General features: G+C 38.6%; 19 protein-coding genes. 10 read left to right on the forward strand and 9 right to left on the reverse strand.

Annotated elements, in window-relative coordinates; genetic code table 11:
* The first annotated feature begins 382 nt into the window (after positions 1 to 382).
* Together LCM02_RS00005 and LCM02_RS00010 are read left to right on the forward strand one after the other, a co-directional pair.
* Positions 383 to 1789, forward strand: a complete 1407-nt coding sequence (locus tag LCM02_RS00005; RefSeq protein WP_224926253.1) for an MATE family efflux transporter — start codon at positions 383 to 385, stop codon at positions 1787 to 1789.
* Between the two features lie 41 nt (positions 1790 to 1830).
* A complete protein-coding gene (locus tag LCM02_RS00010; RefSeq protein WP_224926254.1) occupies positions 1831 to 2949 on the forward strand; it encodes an amidohydrolase family protein in 1119 nt (372 codons plus the stop codon).
* A gap of 17 nt (positions 2950 to 2966) precedes the next feature.
* On the opposite strand, the gene LCM02_RS00015 is transcribed toward LCM02_RS00010, so the two are convergent.
* Positions 2967 to 3545: a hypothetical protein gene (locus tag LCM02_RS00015; RefSeq protein WP_224926255.1), complete on the reverse strand. Its 579-nt coding sequence runs from the start codon at positions 3543 to 3545 to the stop codon at positions 2967 to 2969.
* A 110-nt stretch (positions 3546 to 3655) separates the two neighbouring features.
* Here LCM02_RS00015 and LCM02_RS00020 point away from each other — a divergent pair, with 110 nt between their 5' ends.
* From LCM02_RS00020 to LCM02_RS00030, 3 genes are read left to right on the forward strand one after another with little or no spacing between them, the layout of a single operon-like run.
* Positions 3656 to 4597 carry an NAD-dependent epimerase/dehydratase family protein gene (locus tag LCM02_RS00020; RefSeq protein ID WP_224926256.1) on the forward strand — a complete coding sequence of 314 codons (942 nt, stop codon included), beginning with the start codon at positions 3656 to 3658 and terminating at the stop codon, positions 4595 to 4597.
* Between the two features lie 52 nt (positions 4598 to 4649).
* A complete protein-coding gene (locus tag LCM02_RS00025; RefSeq protein ID WP_224926257.1) occupies positions 4650 to 5255 on the forward strand; it encodes a thioredoxin family protein in 606 nt (201 codons plus the stop codon).
* Between the two features lies 1 nt (position 5256).
* A complete protein-coding gene (locus LCM02_RS00030; protein WP_224926258.1) occupies positions 5257 to 5727 on the forward strand; it encodes an ABC transporter ATPase in 471 nt (156 codons plus the stop codon).
* On the opposite strand, the gene truB is transcribed toward LCM02_RS00030, so the two are convergent.
* From truB to mce, 5 genes are all read right to left on the reverse strand, one after another.
* Positions 5720 to 6421, reverse strand: coding sequence for a tRNA pseudouridine(55) synthase TruB (gene truB, locus LCM02_RS00035; RefSeq protein WP_224926259.1), 702 nt, complete (start codon positions 6419 to 6421; stop codon positions 5720 to 5722). The genes LCM02_RS00030 and truB overlap by 8 nt on opposite strands.
* Entirely contained in the window at positions 6418 to 7218 is an 801-nt protein-coding gene (gene uppP, locus LCM02_RS00040; protein ID WP_224926260.1) for an undecaprenyl-diphosphatase UppP, read from the reverse strand. The genes truB and uppP overlap by 4 nt, the downstream gene beginning before the upstream one ends.
* A 30-nt stretch (positions 7219 to 7248) precedes the next feature.
* Positions 7249 to 7512, reverse strand: a complete 264-nt coding sequence (locus LCM02_RS00045; RefSeq protein ID WP_224926261.1) for a DUF3098 domain-containing protein — start codon at positions 7510 to 7512, stop codon at positions 7249 to 7251.
* 1 nt (position 7513) lies between these two features.
* A complete protein-coding gene (locus LCM02_RS00050; protein ID WP_224926262.1) occupies positions 7514 to 8392 on the reverse strand; it encodes a cell division protein FtsX in 879 nt (292 codons plus the stop codon).
* 69 nt (positions 8393 to 8461) lie between these two features.
* A complete protein-coding gene (gene mce, locus LCM02_RS00055; protein WP_224926263.1) occupies positions 8462 to 8875 on the reverse strand; it encodes a methylmalonyl-CoA epimerase in 414 nt (137 codons plus the stop codon).
* A gap of 88 nt (positions 8876 to 8963) precedes the next feature.
* On the opposite strand from mce, the gene rbfA reads away from it, so the two are divergent.
* Together rbfA and LCM02_RS00065 are read left to right on the forward strand one after the other, a co-directional pair.
* A complete protein-coding gene (gene rbfA / locus LCM02_RS00060; RefSeq protein ID WP_224926482.1) occupies positions 8964 to 9353 on the forward strand; it encodes a 30S ribosome-binding factor RbfA in 390 nt (129 codons plus the stop codon).
* A gap of 1 nt (position 9354) precedes the next feature.
* Positions 9355 to 10557: an ABC transporter permease gene (locus tag LCM02_RS00065; RefSeq protein ID WP_224926264.1), complete on the forward strand. Its 1203-nt coding sequence runs from the start codon at positions 9355 to 9357 to the stop codon at positions 10555 to 10557.
* Positions 10558 to 10573: 16 nt separating this feature from the next.
* Here LCM02_RS00065 and dusB read toward each other — a convergent pair whose 3' ends face one another.
* Positions 10574 to 11554, reverse strand: coding sequence for a tRNA dihydrouridine synthase DusB (dusB, locus tag LCM02_RS00070; protein WP_224926265.1), 981 nt, complete (start codon positions 11552 to 11554; stop codon positions 10574 to 10576).
* Between the two features lie 160 nt (positions 11555 to 11714).
* Here dusB and LCM02_RS00075 point away from each other — a divergent pair, with 160 nt between their 5' ends.
* The 3 genes from LCM02_RS00075 (at position 11715) to lepA (ending at position 15686) form a co-directional block, all read left to right on the forward strand.
* Entirely contained in the window at positions 11715 to 12821 is a 1107-nt protein-coding gene (locus tag LCM02_RS00075; protein WP_224926266.1) for a TolB family protein, read from the forward strand.
* Positions 12822 to 12835: 14 nt separating this feature from the next.
* Positions 12836 to 13822: a Gfo/Idh/MocA family protein gene (locus LCM02_RS00080; protein WP_224926267.1), complete on the forward strand. Its 987-nt coding sequence runs from the start codon at positions 12836 to 12838 to the stop codon at positions 13820 to 13822.
* Between the two features lie 67 nt (positions 13823 to 13889).
* Positions 13890 to 15686, forward strand: a complete 1797-nt coding sequence (gene lepA, locus LCM02_RS00085) for a translation elongation factor 4 (protein WP_224926268.1) — start codon at positions 13890 to 13892, stop codon at positions 15684 to 15686.
* A gap of 3 nt (positions 15687 to 15689) precedes the next feature.
* Here the strand turns inward: lepA and LCM02_RS00090 are convergent, their stop codons facing one another.
* Positions 15690 to 17459 (reverse strand): mechanosensitive ion channel domain-containing protein, encoded by a 1770-nt coding sequence (locus LCM02_RS00090; RefSeq protein ID WP_224926269.1) that lies wholly within the window; start codon positions 17457 to 17459, stop codon positions 15690 to 15692.
* A gap of 129 nt (positions 17460 to 17588) precedes the next feature.
* The gene (locus LCM02_RS00095; protein WP_224926270.1) at positions 17589 to 18002 is read right to left on the reverse strand and encodes a HEPN domain-containing protein; all 414 of its coding nucleotides are present in this window, start codon (positions 18000 to 18002) and stop codon (positions 17589 to 17591) included.
* Positions 18003 to 18013 lie beyond the last annotated feature (11 nt).

Genomic DNA, 18013 nt, shown 5'->3' on the forward strand with positions numbered 1-18013 from the left:
CCGAACAGAGAAGTTAAACCTATCAGCGCTGATGGTACTGCCACTGGTGGGAGAGTAAGTCGTTGCCTTTCTTTTAAAACCTCTGATACAATCGTATCGGAGGTTTTTTTTTGGTAAAAAACAGGATGTCATAGCCAGTATCTTCCCCTAAGAAAAATTTCAACACCTGGTATCTTCATGACTATATCCTTTTAAAGATTGGGATTCAAGAATATTTTAGAAATAATAAATGGTTTGGCAAAATATTTTGAACATGTTCAAAATAAATTGTAACATTGCAACTATGATTGTATAAATATTCATTTTCTAAATTTTTAGATTCTTCTGTTGAATCCAGGGACAAATTTTAGTTTGTCTAATCCTACAATCAAATACCTCTATCATGCAATCATTTAGCACCAAGCTTAAAAAATTATTTTATTATTTAAAACTAGCCGTCTCCGGTAAGGAGAAAGAATTCACGTCAGGAAGTATCAACAAAGCAATTTTTTTACTTTCAATACCGATGATTCTCGAAATGCTCATGGAATCCATTTTTGCGATCGTTGACATTTATTATGTTTCAAGAGTTAGCGTAAATGCTGTGGCAACCATAGGACTGACAGAATCCATGATCACCCTGGTCTATGCTGTGGCCATAGGCTTAAGTATGGCAGCAACTGCAATTGTAGCCAGAAGAATCGGTGAAAAAGATGCTGAAGGAGCCTCGAAAGCTGCAGTTCAGGTCATTTTTCTTGGAATTGCGGTTGCCTTTATAATAATGATCATCGGAATCCTGTATTCAAAGGAGTTATTAGCTTTGATGGGGGCTGAACCTGACCTGATTGAAGAGGGTTATGGCTATACAAAGGTATTAATGGGTGGTAATATGACGATCATGCTCCTTTTTTTGATCAATGCCATTTTTAGAGGTGCAGGTAATGCTTCTATTGCTATGTGGACCTTGATTTTATCTAATGGGTTAAATATTATTCTCGATCCGATTTTTATTTTCGGATTTGGTCCAATCCCTGCCTTTGGGGTTGAAGGAGCGGCAATTGCCACAACTATTGGAAGGGGCACAGCAGTGTTTTTTCAGCTGTTCATTCTTTTTAAGGGCTATGGAATTATAAAAATTCGATTCAGGAATTTGATCTTAGACCTAAAGGTTATGCTCAATTTAATAAAGGTATCCCTGGGAGGAATTAGTCAGTTTCTGATAGGTACTTCAAGCTGGGTATTTTTAATGCGTATCATGAGTGAGTTTGGTAGTGAGGTACTCGCCGGCTACACAATTGCTATCAGGGTGATGATGTTTACCTTGATGCCTGCATGGGGATTGAGTAATGCGGCAGCAACTTTGGTAGGACAAAACCTTGGGGCTAATGAACCAGGGAGGGCGGAAATTTCAGTTTGGAAAACAGGAAAGTATAATGCATGGTTTATGGCCATGGTTTCAATTATCTATCTGGTATTTGGAGCTGAAATAATTTCTCTTTTTAACGATACGCCACGTGTAGTAGAATACGGGAGTCTTTGTCTGAGAATTATCGCAGCAGGTTACGTATTTTATGGATATGGTATGGTGATCATACAATCCTTTAACGGAGCCGGAGATACGAAAACCCCAACGTATATTAACTTTGTATGTTTTTGGTTAATTCAGTTACCCTTTGCATATTTAGTTGGATTAAATTTGAATGCTGGACCAATTGGTGTATTTTGGGCAATAACATTGGCTGAGATTTTGATTGCTGTTATTGGGGTGATCTGGTTCAGGCAAGGGAAATGGAAAATGGTTAAAGTATAATCAATCGGGAACACTTATACTGAATTAAATAAAAAAAATTTATGAATCATTTAATAAAGTTTTTTGTAATGAAATCAGGTTATATTTCCTTGATGCTGGCATTATTGCTGGTTGTCACTATTCATGCACAAAAGGATATTAGTTTTGAAGCGTACGACCCAATTTCTACACTTGTGGTGCCGGAAAACCCTGTAATCAAGGCTAAATTTCCTTTTATAGACATTCACGGGCACCAGTACAGGATGCCCGAACAGGACTTAGGGCCTGTAATTGAGGCCATGGATACATTAAATATGGGTATCATGGTCAATCTGAGCGGACGATCAGGAGAAAAGTTAATCAAGTCGGTTCAGAATATCAAGGAACATTACCCTAACCGATTTGTGGTTTTTGCCAATATTGATTTTGAAGGAGTTGGATCAGATAACTGGACGGCCAATGCGGTTAGACAGTTTGAAACCGATGTTAAGAATGGTGCCAGGGGGTTGAAAATATACAAAAGCCTTGGGATGAGATATAAGGATAGTGAAGGGAATAGACTTGCCATTGATGATGAAAGGCTGGATCCGATCTGGGCCAAATGCGCCGAACTGGGTGTCCCGGTATTAATTCATGCGGCTGATCCAAGATCATTTTGGGATGATTTTGATGGAGATAATGAACGCTGGCTGGAGTTAAAAACACATCCCAGAAGAAAGAGAAGTGATACTGATCCCGCTCCTTGGGAGCAGATCATTGGAGAACAACACAATATTTTTCGGAAACACCCAAATACTACCTTTATCAACGCGCATATGGGGTGGTATGCCAATGACCTGGGAACTTTGAGTGATCTTATGAATGAAATGCCAAACATGTATGTTGAAATAGGTGCTATAATAGCTGAGTTGGGAAGACAACCCAGAAACGCAAGAAAATTTTTCGACAGATATCAGGACCGAATACTTTTTGGAAAAGACAGCTGGAAGCCCGAGGAGTTTCCTACTTACTTCAGGGTTCTTGAGTCAGATGATGAATATTTTCCTTATCACAAGAAATATCATGCATTTTGGGCCATGTACGGCTTAAACCTTTCAGATGAGATTCTAAAAAAGGTATATTATAAGAATGCACTTAGAATTGTTCCGGGTCTGGATAAATCTTTGTTTCCCGATGAATAGAAAGATAAAAGGAGTCTTTAATTCTCCTTATTCTCAACCTCAGTATCCAGGGAGTCATTTTTATTTTCTTCAGCGACCTCATCGATGAATTCACTCAATTCTTGATTGATTTCTTCACGTAAATTCATGTTATTGATTTTAAGGTTCAGGGCAGAAAAAGCATTGATGATATTATTGTTTTCCTCTGCTACCAATTCTTCAGTAATCGTTGGAATGGTTGACATGTCAGCCAATCGAAGTGTCTCACTGTACAAAACGTTTAATCGAATTTTTACTTCGGGAATATTTAATTTTTCCACTCTGACCGAGTCCCTTAGCTGTAAGGCAAGTTCAGATAATTCCACGCTGTTTAACAGGGCTTCACTCATTGAAATCTCCTGATAGTCAATGATGAGATCATGGAATTTTTTATACTCGGGCCAGCTGGATACCAAAGAATCTGCTTTGGTATTGAGTTGTGCGATGGGTTGATCTGATTTAATGATACTTGAAGATCCAATCTGCGTGATTTCCTCCTTTTTGGGAGTACTCTTTTCTTTTTTGCAGGATATTAGAACTGATGCCAATAATATTAAAACGATAAAATTTTTAAACATTAGACTCATATTGAAGGTCAAAAATAAGAATTAAAATCAAGCTATTCGAGAATGTGTGAAGTGATTTTAAGCTCGAAACCGTTATCTTTGGTTTATCAAATTATGTGTATATGGCTTCCAAAATTCTGGTCATTGGTTCAAGCGGACAAATAGGTACCGAACTGGTATTAAAATTAAGGGAAATTTACGGGAACAAGAATGTGATAGCTTCGGATATTCGAAAAGGAAATTACGAAGTTATGGAATCAGGACCCTTTGAGTATCTGGATGTGATGAATAAAAATGAAGTTAAAGGGGTGTTGGAAAAACATGAGGTCACAGATGTTTATATGATGGTAGCGATTCTTTCTGTGATTGCGGAGCAAAACCCGCTTAAAGCCTGGGAACTTAATATGAATTCCCTGTTCAATATCCTGGAACTGGCTAAAAACGGTCATATAAAACGTTTGTTCTGGCCTAGTTCCATTGCTGTTTTTGGCCCAGACACTCCTAAAGAAATGACTCCTCAGGATACGGTGATGAAACCTTCAACGGTCTATGGAATAAGTAAACTGGCAGGAGAAAACTGGTGTTCTTATTACAGCAATAATTACGGGGTGGATGTAAGAAGCATTAGGTATCCGGGGCTGATAAGCTATAAAACCACTCCGGGAGGTGGCACCACCGATTATGCCGTAGAGATTTTTTACGAAGCTATAAAAAGAAGGTCTTATACCTGTTTTCTTGAGAAAGACACTGTGCTTCCAATGATGTATATGGATGACGCTATCAATGCTACGATAGGTGTCATGCAACCAGAGTCTCTCCCTTCCTATGTATCCTACAACCTCGGTGCTTTTAGTTTTTCACCTGAAGAGCTTGCAGAGGCGATTAAAAAGAAGATTCCCGAATTCAAAATTAGTTATAAACCCGATTCCAGACAGGGAATTGCCAAAACCTGGCCTCAAAGTATAGATGACTCTGAAGCCCGTAAGGACTGGGGATGGAAACCCAAAGTAGGTCTCGAGGAAATGGTAAAAACAATGTTACAGGGGTTACACTTCACTATTTAGTTAGTTTTTATTTTTGTTACGTCTAAAAGGTATCAAAGAAACAAACTTTATCATGAAAAACATATTAGAGAAAAGCTTACAGACAGCTAAAAGTTATACAGAATATAAAGCGTTGATCCTTGATCTTTTAAAACAAGGGAAGTCAACCGGACCAAATCAAAATGAGTCTTTGTTTCATTTTAGCAAATTGAATAATCAAAGAATGAAGCGTTTGGATAAACAAACCAGACTTGAAGACAAAACCTTGAGCAAAACTCAAAAAATTAACAGAGATTTTACATGGCTCGTTTTAACGGAGGGCTGGTGTGGTGATGCGGCGCAAACCCTTCCTGTTATTAATAAAATTGCTGAAAGCAATAAAAAGATTGACTTAAAAGTTGTTTTAAGGGATGAAAATGAGGAGTTGATGAATCAATTTCTTACCAATGGAAATAAGTCAATTCCAAAGTTGATAGTAGTTGATAAGGCATCAAATGAAGTGGTTGGTTCCTGGGGTCCAAGATCGGAAAAGGCTTCAAAAATGGTGAGTGATTACAAGGAAAAACACGGTAAAGTCGATGCTAAACTTAAAACCGATCTTCAGAACTGGTATAACCAGGACAAGGGTAAAAACATTGAATTCGAGATGGTCGAATTAATTGACGAGTTACTAGTTTAAAATGATCTTATCTTTAGAGGGCATGGGCCCCGAATCGAAAGTATATATCTTTCCTTCAAGCAGGAAATTTTATAGGGATGAACTTCCTGTTTTAAATAAGAAAATCTTAAATTTTTGTGAGGAGTTTAAAGGAGTCGATATCTTTTTTGAAATACGTTATGGCCGGTTTCTGGTTTTCGTGGTATCAGAAGGAACTTCCTTGGACCTGGACCAACACAATGAATTAATAGCATTTATTCAAGGCCTGGAAGAGGGTTTTAAGCTTGTTTTGCTCGACAAAGTCAATGTATCCTTCAAGCAAGGGGAATACATCCAAATGAAGGAAATCCCTGAATTCAAGAAACTGATTAAGAACAGAGGGGTATCTCCTAAAACGGTGGTTTTTGACCATATGATAAATACCAAATACGAGTATGAAAATGTCTGGGAATTGCCTGCGGGACAAAGCTGGCTATCCCATTTTTTTAATTAGAAGCTTTTTTGTTGAGCTTCTCTACGAAAGATTCAGGGGTTTCTGCACCCGAAAGATCAAAATTACCACTTTTAGTCCTGCGAAGCGATGAAAGATGAGCCCCGCTGTTGAGCCTTATTCCAAAATCACTTGCAATTGACCTTATGTAAGTTCCTTTGCTGCACTTAATTCTGAAATAAACTACAGGAAACTCAATCTTTTCGATTTCAAATTCAAAAATTTCTATTTTTCTTGATTTAATTTCTGTCTGCTCACCTTTTCGAGCCAATTCATAAAGCCTGACTCCGTCCTTTTTGATTGCAGAGTAAAGTGGTGGTTTCTGTTCAGAAATTCCTAAAAACGAAGCAGCAGTTTCTTTAATGGCTGGGTCCGTTATATGATCCGTTGGAAATTCTTTATCAATCTCAGTTTCGAGATCAAAAGAAGGAGTGGTCTGACCCAGGGTTATAGTGCCTTTATATTCCTTTGCTTCTGCTTGAAACTGATCGATTTTTTTTGTCATTTTCCCTGTACATATCACGAGCAAACCTGTTGCGAGGGGATCGAGGGTGCCTGCATGTCCCACCTTAATTTTTTTAAGGTTGAACTTTTTTCGAATTGCCCAGCGAATTTTATTGACCGCCTGGAAAGAGGTCCAATGCAGGGGTTTGTCTATGATGAGTATCTTTCCTTCTTTAAAATCTTCAACTTTCATCGCATGTAAAAATAGGCGTAACCAATTGCAAAACTTCCAACGATAAAACAGTAAACAGAAAAATAATATAGTTTACTGTTTTTTACAAGTGATATCATCCACTGGCAGGCTAAAAGGCCTGATACAAATGCCGCTATAAAACCAACCGACATGATACCAAAATTTTCATTAGCAAAACTGATCTCTCCCCCCATGAAATCCTTCGCTACTTTTCCAAAGATCAAAGGGACCACCATGAGAAACGAAAAGCGAGCGGCCTTGGTTCTGTCGATTCCAAGTAAAACAGAAGTAGAAATCGTTGCTCCGGATCTTGATATTCCCGGAAGCATAGCAATGGCTTGTGAAATTCCGATAATAAAAGAAGTCTTATAGGATACACTCTTTTTTGTGTTTTTAGCTTTATCTGCCAGAAAAAGCAATAATCCTGTTATCAAAAGCATAAAACCCACAAGTAAAACGTTTCGATTGAAAAATGCCTCAAGCTCTTTTTCAAACATCAGACCAATAATAACGGCAGGGATCATTGAGATAATAATCTTTATCGAAAAGAGAAACTCTTCATTTTTTTTAAACTGAAATAATCCTTTAAGAATTTCAAATACTTCCTTTCGAAAAATGACTATGGTGCTTAAAGCTGTTGCGAAATGTAAAACAACTGTAAATGTAAGGCTTTCTTTTGGTAAAGATTGATCGCCAAACAGGACTTTGGCCAATTCTAAATGCCCGCTTGATGATACCGGTAAAAATTCTGTAAGGCCCTGGACTATACCAAGGATAATCGCTTCTAGATAATTCATTTTTTCGCTTTAAATAAGATCAGAAAATTCTTATTTTTTTTCTCCCGGGTTCGCCACAATGGCATAAACTTCAATGGCCAGTCCTAGCAGTACAATTGCGGGAGCCAGCCTGATCCTTCTAAAGCTGTATATTTCCTCATTGAAAACTGCAGGATCCTCACTTCCTCCTCCCATCATCAAGGCAAATCCGATCAGAATGACAATGACGCCAAGGATCATAATCATATAATTTTTTTTGCCAAAGAGAAATTCTCCTTCCCTTTTCTGCTGCAGATCTTTATTTTTTTTTGCCATATTAATAATATAATTCTTCTGTACGTAAATTCAGGAATCTTTGAGTTGCTAAAAATGTACTCATCCATGTTATTAGAATTCCCAAACAAAAAACAATGGCAAATAAACCAGCCATTTCAACTCTGTTATCGATCATTCCAAATTCAGGAAAGGTACTGTTCAGATAATAGAGAAGTACCCCAAGTTCTATAACGGCGAGAAAGGCACCTATAATACCAAGTTTGACACTATTCCATATGAAGGGTCTTCTGATAAAGCGTTTGGTTGCACCAACCATCTGCATGGTCTTGATAGTAAATCTCTTTGAATAGACTGAAAGCCTTATGGAGCTGTTAATCAGAACCACCACTACTAAAGTGGCTAATCCGGAAAATACAAGTATGAAAATACTTATCCGTTTCACGTTTTTGGTTAACAGATCAACAAGTGGTTTGTCATAAGAAACCGTTGAAACAAACTGATTGTTTTTATATATCGCCTCAATTTCTTCCATTTTTTCAGGAGAAACAAAATCGGCTTTAACGTATATGTCTATTGAATTTTCCAGAGGATTATACCCAAGGAAATCCATGAAGTCTTCTCCATTCTCTTCTTTGTAAATCTCAGCAGCCTCTTCCTTGGACACATATTTGGTCCTTTTGGTAAATTCCTGTTCATCAATTGATACCTGAAGGTTTAGAATCTGATCCTTTTCAACTGAATTTTTCAGATAAAGAGTAATGGCAGCACTCTCCTTGAAATAATTTGAAAGTTTCTTTGTATTCAGAACTAATAGCCCGAGAATTCCAAGTAAAAATAATACTAAAGAGATACTGATTACCACCGATACGTATGAGGAACGCAAGCGTCTTTTCTGGTATTTTTCAAAAGATTTACTCATTGGTTTTCTCAGCTTTTTGAGATTTGCAAGGTAATTATTTCTACCTAAAAGGCAAACTAAAATTACATGTCATATAGATCGTTTTTCTGAGTCCTGACAGAGTTCGATTAAAACCCCGTTGCTACTTCGGGGATGTAAAAACGCAATGATTTTATTGTCAGCACCTTTTTTGGGTTTCTCGTGAATCATTCTAAATCCTTCCTTTTTTAATCGGTCGATCTCAGCATAGATGTCATCAACATCTATGGCAATATGATGAACCCCTTCACCGCGTTTCAAAATAAATTTTGAAACAGGACTTTCATCGTTCAGGCCTTCAAGAAGTTCAATTTTGTTAGGGCCAACCTGAAAAAAAGAAGTCGAAACGCCCTCACTTTCCACGGTTTCGGTTTTGTAGGGAGGCCCCCCAAGCAATTTAGAAAACAATTCGTTGGATTCCTTAAGGTTTTTAACCGCAATCCCAATATGTTCTATTTTATTCATTTCCTCGATCTTTGGAATCAAAAATAAAGATTTTAGACAAACTGAATTTTGACGCCCTGTTAACATGAATAATACTATTTTTGTAGACATGGAAACAAACAGACAAAAAAAGATCGCCGGAGTTATTCAGAAAGATCTTGTTGATATTCTTCAGGGTGCCGCAAGAGATGGAATGAAGGGGGTTGTCATTTCGGTTACCAAGGTTCATGTAACAACTGATCTTGGACAGGCCAAAGCGTATTTAAGCATCTTTCCATCAGATAAGAAGGATGAAATTATGGAAGGTATTGCGGCCAATAGCGGAATGATCAGACATGCCTTGGCGTTAAGAACAAAGAATCAGTTAAGAAGGATGCCTGAGCTTATATTTTTTATTGATGATTCGCTTGATTACATTGATGACATTGATCAGGCACTAAAAGGCGAAGATGATCCTATCAAAAATTTTGATTCTTTAAAACAAAAGAAAAAGAGATAGCTTGAATTTTCCTTTGTACATAGCAAAACGTTACTTAAGGTCGAAAAGCAGCAACAACGCCATCAATATTATCACTCTTATTGCTACTTTAGGGGTTATTGTCAGCGCCATTGCATTATTTATCGTCTTATCCGTTTTTTCGGGATTGAAGGATTTCAGCCTGAGTTTTATCAGAACCGCTGATCCGGACCTGAAGATCACCACCGCAGAGGGCAAGTCGTTCTATTTTGATCAGGATCTTGAAAAAAAGCTTATGGGTGATAAAATCAAAGCCTACACAAGGGTTATTGAAGAACGTGTATTTCTGAGCTACGGTGAAAAATCCCATATTGCAAGTATAAAAGGAGTTGATTCAAATTACCTCAATGTAAACCGGCTGGATACAGCCGTCTATTTTGGAAACTGGGTCAATTATGACGCCAAGTATACCGTAGTGGTTGGTAGTGCAATTTCTTCTTCGTTGTCTATTGGCACGTATGATTTTTTGGACTATTTAAAGATTTACGTTCCAAAACCGGGCAAGGGATACATAACAAATCCAAAAACGGCATTTAATCAGGTTGCAGCCCAAACCATTGGGATCTATCGTCTTACGGATGACATTGATAAGAAATTTGTTTACAGTAATTTGGTACTTGCCCAGGATCTGTTGAATTACGAAGAAAATCAGGTATCGGCTGTAGAAATTAAAGTGGCTGAAGGGTTTGATTCAAGGGAGGTGCAGCATGAACTGAAGCAAAGTCTTGGAAGCGATTATAAGATAAGGACAAGGCAGCAGCTTAATTCTGTTTTCTATAAAATGCTCAATACGGAAAATCTGGTTTCTTACCTGGTATTCACCCTAATTCTTGTCATTGCCCTGTTTAATGTGATCGGGGCAATAGTGATGATGATCATTGACAAAAGAGAGAATTTAAAAACGCTTTTTCATCTGGGAGCAACGGTTAGGGAAATCAGAAGGGTATTTGTTTTACAGGGCTTTCTATTGACTTTGTTCGGTTTGTCCGTGGGCCTTTTTCTGGCAATTCCTTTTGTGTTGCTTCAAAAGAAATATGGATTTATCATGATCACTCAATCCCTGGCTTATCCGGTGGAGTTCCGGCTAACTAATGTGCTTGTTGTTGTTTTAACCATAGTTGTTCTGGGCTATCTGGCTTCAAAAATCGCGAGTGCCCGGATATCCAGAAAGCTTGTTGCGGACTAATAGAACAGCGAATAAATTAATCTCCGAATTTGTCCAGAACTTCGTCGAAAACCTGAAAAACTTCTTCCTTGGTATCAGAGGTCACCATACGAAGCCTGTATTCTTTGAAGTGAGGAATCCCTTTGAAATAATTGGTATAATGTCTGCGGGTTTCAAAAAGTCCGGCCCTTTCCCCATTCCAGCCAATAGCCATTTCAAGATGTCGTTTTGCAGTTTTGGTCCTCTCTCGGATTCCGGGAGATTCAAGATGCTTACCCGTGCTGAAATAATGCTTTACCTGATTAAAGAACCACGGGTTGCCTATGCTTGCCCTTCCAATCATAGCGCCATCCAATCCGAATTTATCTCTCATTAACATTGCTTTTTCAGGGGAGTCAACGTCGCCATTGCCAAATACGGGAATATGCATTCTTTGATTGTTTTTCACATCTGCAATTGGTTCCCAGTTTGCCACACCTTTATACATCTGGGCTCTTGTCCTTCCATGGATGGCTATGGCCTGTATTCCCACATCCTGCAATCTTTCTGCTACATCCTGAATGTAAATTGAATCATGATCCCAGCCTAAACGCGTTTTAACCGTAACAGGCAGATGTGTATGTTTTACCATGGCCTCACTTAATTTGACCATTAGTGGAATGTCTTTAAGGATCCCGGCACCAGCTCCTTTACTCACCACCTTTTTCACGGGGCAGCCAAAATTAATATCGATAAAATCAGGGTTCGATCTTTCAACGATCTCAACCGTTTTGAGCATCGAGTCCAGGTTAGCGCCGAATATCTGAATTCCAACGGGTCGTTCCTTGTCGTAGATGTCAAGTTTCTGAACGCTCTTGGCGGCGTCTCGGATCAATCCTTCGGAAGATATGAATTCTGTATATACAACATCAGCACCATTTTCCTTACACAAGGCACGAAATGGCGGGTCACTCACATCCTCCATAGGAGCGAGCAATAAAGGAAAATCTCCAAGATCTATGTTACCTATTTTTGCCAAACCTTCTGTTTTGGCTGCAAAATTACATAAATTTTAAACATTAAATTTCATGCGAAAAGCGGTTTAAAATGATTTTTAGTTTGAGCAATGAATCCACCTGGTTTTATAGGCCTGTATAATTGCAAAAAGTGTATTTTTGATTTCAGAATTAAATCAAACTATGAAATTAAAATTATATACCTTAATTATCTTTATTGTGTTTGCAGCTTGTAAATCTTCAAAAAGCAAACATGGATATGACGGATATTCAGGAGCTACAAAAATTGAAAATGTATTGCATTACCCTAAGGAAAAGCACCTTAAAAATGTGAGGCAGTTAACCTTTGGAGGTGATAATGCAGAGGCCTACTGGAGTTTTGACAGTTCAAAACTGGTTTTTCAGGCCAACAATAAAGCCTGGGGCCTTGAATGCGATCAGATCTTTATGATGGACGCCTCCAAACCCCTTGACAGCAGTGAGATTCCCCAAATGATAAGTACAGGAAAAGGAAGGACGACCTGCAGTTATTTTTTACCTGGCAACGAAACAATTGTTTATTCCTCTACACATCTGGCTGATGATGCATGCCCCCCGGTTCCAAAAAAGGAAGATTACGGGAATAAATACATATGGCCGGTTTATCAAGGATATGATATATTTATAGCAGATACAAAAGGAAACCAGCTCAAGCAGCTCACATTTGAGGATGGATATGATGCTGAACCCACTGTATCCCCTAAAGGAGATCGAATCGTTTTTACTTCAACACGAACCGGAGATCTTGAGTTGTTTACCATGGCTATTGACGGCAGTGATGTAAAACAGGTCACCCATGAACTCGGGTATGACGGAGGAGCATTTTTCTCACCGGATGGTACCAAATTGATATTCAGATCCTCCAGACCAAAAACCGACGAGGAAATTAAGGAATACAAGGACCTTTTGTCAAAAGGCCTTGTGCAGCCCACCAACATGGAACTTTATGTTTGTAATGTTGACGGGAGCGACCTGAAAAAGATCACAGATCTTGGCAGTGCCAACTGGGCTCCTTTTTTTCATCCTTCTGGGAAAAAAGTGTTGTTTTCCAGTAATCATGTTTCAAAAAGAAGTTTTAATCTTTTTATGATCAATATTGATGGAACAGGATTGGAACAGGTTACTTATGATACCGTGTTCGACGCTTTTCCAATGTTCTCGCCTGATGGTAAAAAATTAGTATTCTCTTCGAACAGAAATAACAACGGAACACGTGATACGAATTTATTTGTAGCTGACTGGGTTGAGTAAAAATTAAAAAAAAAATGGGTAAAACATATAATTGGGCCATACTGGGGTGTGGTAAAATTGCAAGAAAATTTGTCAATGATCTTAAACTTTTAAAAAATGCAAATCTTTATGCGGCGGCTTCGAGAAGTATTGAGAACGCCGAAAATTTTGCCGAAGAACTGGGTTTTGAAAAGGCCTATGGCTCTTACCTGGAAATGGTAAAGGATCCTGAGGTTGATGTGGTGTATATTGCAACTCCACATGCAATGCACATGGAACACAGTATTCTTTGTCTTGAACATAAAAAGGCTGTTTTGTGTGAAAAGGCATTTGCCATGAACGTTAAGGAAGTTGATCAGATGATTACTGCATCAAAAGATAATGACACCTTTCTTATGGAGGCGTTCTGGACAATTTTTCAACCAAAATTCAATAAAGTTCTTGAGCTGGCAAAGGACCCTGAACTGGGGCGATTGAAATTTATAAAATCGGATTTTATGTTCAATGCCGATTTTGATCCCGACAAGAGGTTATACAACATTGACCTCGGGGCGGGTTCCTTACTCGATATAGGAATCTATCCTATCTTCAGGTCCATGATGTTTTTGGGAAAGCCTGAAAAAATTAAAACCATGGCAAATATCAGGGAGACTGGTGTGGAAGACAGTATCTGTATGCTTTTTGATTATGAAGGAGGGGAAAAAGCGGTTCTTACATCAAGTTTTGAAAGTTCCAGCATCAATGAGACAGAACTTTGCTTTGAACATGGTTTTATAAAATTCGAAAGAGATCCTGCTTATCCTATTATATTTGGAAAAAATGGAAAAAGAGAGGAGATCGGATTTGAATTGTCAAGGGGAGAAGGCTATGAACTTGAAGCTGCTCATGTCATGGAATGTATGGATCAGGGGATCACTGAGAGTCCGGTTTTAACCTTTCAATTTAGCCGTGATCTGATGGAAATTATGGATAGGGTGAGAAAAGAGGCCGGAATTGTCTTCCCGAAGCATGATTTAACATAAAGAATTCGGTTTTCCGAACGAACTAATTGGTTATATTTGCGCAAATATTGAAGACAGGACGAAACGGATGAAGAATATCAGAAACTTTTGCATTATAGCCCATATTGATCATGGTAAAAGTACCCTGGCAGACAGGTTGCTGGAGTATACCAATACGATTTCTGACAGAGAAAAACAGGATCAGTTACTGGATAGCATGGATTTGGAGAGAGAACGAGGTATTACGATAAAAAGTCATGCCATTCAAATGGATTACAAGTATCAGGGTGAAGACTATGTGCTTAATTTGATTGATACGCCGGGCCATGTTGACTTCTCTTATGAAGTTTCAAGGTCAATAGCGGCTTGTGAAGGTGCTTTATTAATAGTCGATGCCGCCCAAAGTATCCAGGCTCAGACGATATCTAATCTGTATTTGGCCCTGGATAATGATCTTGAGATCATTCCGGTTTTGAATAAGGTAGATCTTCCAAGTGCTAACCCGGAAGAAGTTACCGATGATATCGTGGATCTGTTGGGATGCGATCCTGAGGAAGTAATACATGCCAGTGGTAAAACCGGATTTGGGGTGGAAAACATTCTTGAAGCTATCATTGAAAGAATTCCGGCACCGGAGGGTGACCCAAAAAAACCCTTACAGGCACTTATTTTCGATTCTGTCTACAATTCCTACAGAGGGGTAGAGACTTATTTCAGGGTCATTGACGGTGAGATCAGGAAGGGCCAGAAGATTAAATTCATGGCCACAAATAAAGAGTACTACGCTGATGAAGTTGGGACCCTGAAGCTGGATCAGGAGCCCAAAAAGGTGATTTCGGCAGGAGATGTGGGCTATTTGATCACGGGGATCAAAACAGCGAGTGAGGTAAAAGTGGGTGATACCGTAACAGATGCCATAAATCCAACCCAGAATCGAATTGATGGATTTGAGGATGTTAAACCAATGGTATTTGCAGGGATTTATCCTGTTGACACAGAAGATTATGAGGAGCTAAGGTCCTCGATGGAAAAGCTTCAGTTAAATGATGCCTCCCTGGTTTTTGTGCCGGAAAGTTCAGCTGCCCTTGGCTTCGGATTCCGATGTGGGTTTTTAGGGATGCTGCATCTTGAAATTATTCAGGAAAGGCTTGAAAGGGAGTTCGATATGACCGTGATTACCACTGTCCCTAACGTTTCTTACCATGCCTACACCAATAAGAAACCCGATGAAATGATTCTGGTTAATAATCCTTCTGATTTACCGGAACCTTCAACATTAAACAGGGTAGAGGAGCCTTACATCAAGGCGAGCATAATTACCAAAGCTGATTTTGTGGGCCCGGTAATGAGTTTATGCATAGAAAAGAGGGGTGAGATTACAAATCAGACTTACTTAACTACTGAAAGGGTTGAATTAAGTTTTGATATGCCGTTGTCAGAAATTGTATTTGATTTTTATGACCGGCTTAAAACGGTTTCAAAGGGCTATGCCTCATTTGATTATCATCCAATTGGTTTCAGGTCTTCAAAGTTGGTTCGAGTAGATATTTTGCTTAATGCTCAGCCCGTAGATGCCTTGTCTTCCTTGCTTCATGAATCTACAGCTTACGCTATTGGCAAGAAGATGTGCGAGAAACTCAGACAGCTGATCCCAAGACAACAGTTCGACATACCGGTCCAGGCTGCCATCGGTGCAAAGATCATTGCCAGAGAAACGATCAAAGCCTTAAGAAAGGATGTTACGGCCAAATGTTACGGGGGTGATATTTCGAGAAAGCGAAAACTTCTTGAAAAACAGAAGAAAGGTAAAAAGCGTATGAGACAAGTGGGTAATGTAGAAATTCCACAGCAGGCTTTTATGGCAGTTCTTAAATTGAATGATTAATCATCATTCAGAAAACAGATCTCGGCCTTTTTCATTTCCCTTCTCCGGTTTGGTTTTTTTAACAGGACTTTTAGTCACTTTTACGTTTTGGTTCTTTCCTGTAAGATGATCTACCAGCTTGTCAAAAGGACTTCTCGAATCCGTAGGAATTTTACTCGGAACCGTTGTGAGATTTCCATCCCTGGCGGCAATATAAGACGGAGACAGAATTTCAATTCCAGCTTCATTGAAGACTTCTAATATGTTTTTGTGTATATCGGAATAGATCAATGCCATCTTTTTGGGTTCTTTACTGTAAGCGTTCAATTCATAGGAGACATAATTGTCATCAAGGCTGGTTTGCAAAACAAAAGGGGAAGGTTCTGCTTCAATATGAAGGCTCCTTTTACCCGCATCTATCAATAATTTTTCAACTGTTTTCCAGGGGATATCATAGCCGATGGTCACAGAGGTATGAAGCAGGAGGCCGTTTTTGTCAACATTTGCGGAATAATTAACCAGATGATTGATTATAATGTTTGCATTGGGTATCGTTACATCCTCATTTTTTACCGTCCTTATCCGGGTGACTAAAAGTGTCTTTTCTATCACATCACCAACTGTGTCCTGAATCCGGACTCGATCCCCAATTTGATAGGGTCTCATATAGGTAATTACTACACCGGCAACAATGTTTGCAACCGCGGAGGTAGAGCCAAAAGAGACCAAGGCTCCTATAAAAATGGATACCCCTTTAAATGCAGGAGATGTGGAGCCCGGTAAATGAGGATAGATCAATACGAGAGCGAAGGCCCAGATCAAAAGGCTAATGATCTTTTGCGTAGTGCTGGCCCAGTCTTTTGGAAAATTCTTAATAATGAATTTTTCAGCCTCAATATCTTCAACGATGTCTTTTTGAACCCGAATAATATATCGGGTGATCATAATGATTACGATTATAAATATCAGATTTGGTAAAAAATCGACAAATCCATAGAATACAAATTTTACGGGCCTTGCCAGGTAGCTGTAAAAATTACTTACGATTTCTTCTGCCCAGGGAAAAAAACTAAACATAAAAGGCAGGTAGGTAAATAGTACGAAAAGGATTGTAATGATGCGGAGTACATTTGATAGAAAAACAAATATATTGGCCGTGTTCTTCGGAATAAAATACTTGAAAATATTCTTTTTATTCTTCAGGAATCGTTTTTCAAATTTTGAAAGGTAGATATTGAGTTTTCTAAATAGCCAGTTGATGACCTTGATGACTGCGATCAAGATGACGAGTGAGATGAGGAAATAACCGATTCTTATTAGCCATTCCTGAGTGGACAGGTTATATTGATCTTGCTTATTAACAGATTCTTTAAACTTCTGGACCTGCATCTCAGCAAGTTCGTTTAAAGACATTTTATTTGTGATGGCATCGTTTTCGGTGATGATAAAGGCAATTTCATCATTGTACATAATACTGGCAAACTGGTTTCCTTCCTTTACAAAGATGGTGTCAACACCTTTCTGGTATTTTTCATACAGGTCATGAAGCCTTTTGGAGATCTGTTTTGCCCTGTAAGTTACAGGGTATTCATTTGCGGAATATCTTATAAAGTAAATCGTATCCCTTTTAAAGATAACAGGTGCCACATTATTCTGAAAAGCGGGTTGTTCTGTTTGAAGTGGTGACTGCTGCGAAACATTGTTTTTCAGACTATCCTGACCGGAAATCTGAGCAGATAAGGAAAAGCACAAAAGGCCCAATAAAAAGACCAAGGTGGTTTGAGGGGGACGCATAGGTTAAGGGTTTGTTGAGCTAATATAATGGAAATAATTCTAATAACCTCATTATGACCTCTTTGAAGTAGTTGTAAAAAAAAAGGCCGATCCCATAGAGATCAGCCCGAGATATGATTTATTTTGATGTTAAATTATTTTTTTACTAATAAGGAAGTTTTCAAGCTGATCAGCTGTTTGAAAACATGCACTCACTTTATCTACATCCTCGCAGTACCTGTTGTGATCTGGATTGTTGCTGCAATCGATCAGGTTCAGGTCAATCTGGCGAAATTTTTTATCCAGTAATCGACATCTTTCCAAGAGTTGATCCAAAGATTCAGTTGGTTTGGTTTCAAAACCTCTTTTGGTAAGATATCCTTTTAAGTAATTTTCAATTGAAAGAAGCGAGTTTTTACAAACCTGGAATGTCACAACATCTTCTTTGGGCCTGAACAATCCCTCATTGGCTTCCTGTAATTGCTGTTTTGCTTTTTTAAAGTGATCTTGTGCTTTTTTATCCATGGCTGATAAATAAAAATCCCACGCAGTAATGAATACCACGTGGGATTGGT

This window comes from Lutimonas saemankumensis (assembly GCF_020171465.1).
GTDB classification, from domain to species: Bacteria; Bacteroidota; Bacteroidia; order Flavobacteriales; family Flavobacteriaceae; genus Lutimonas; species Lutimonas saemankumensis.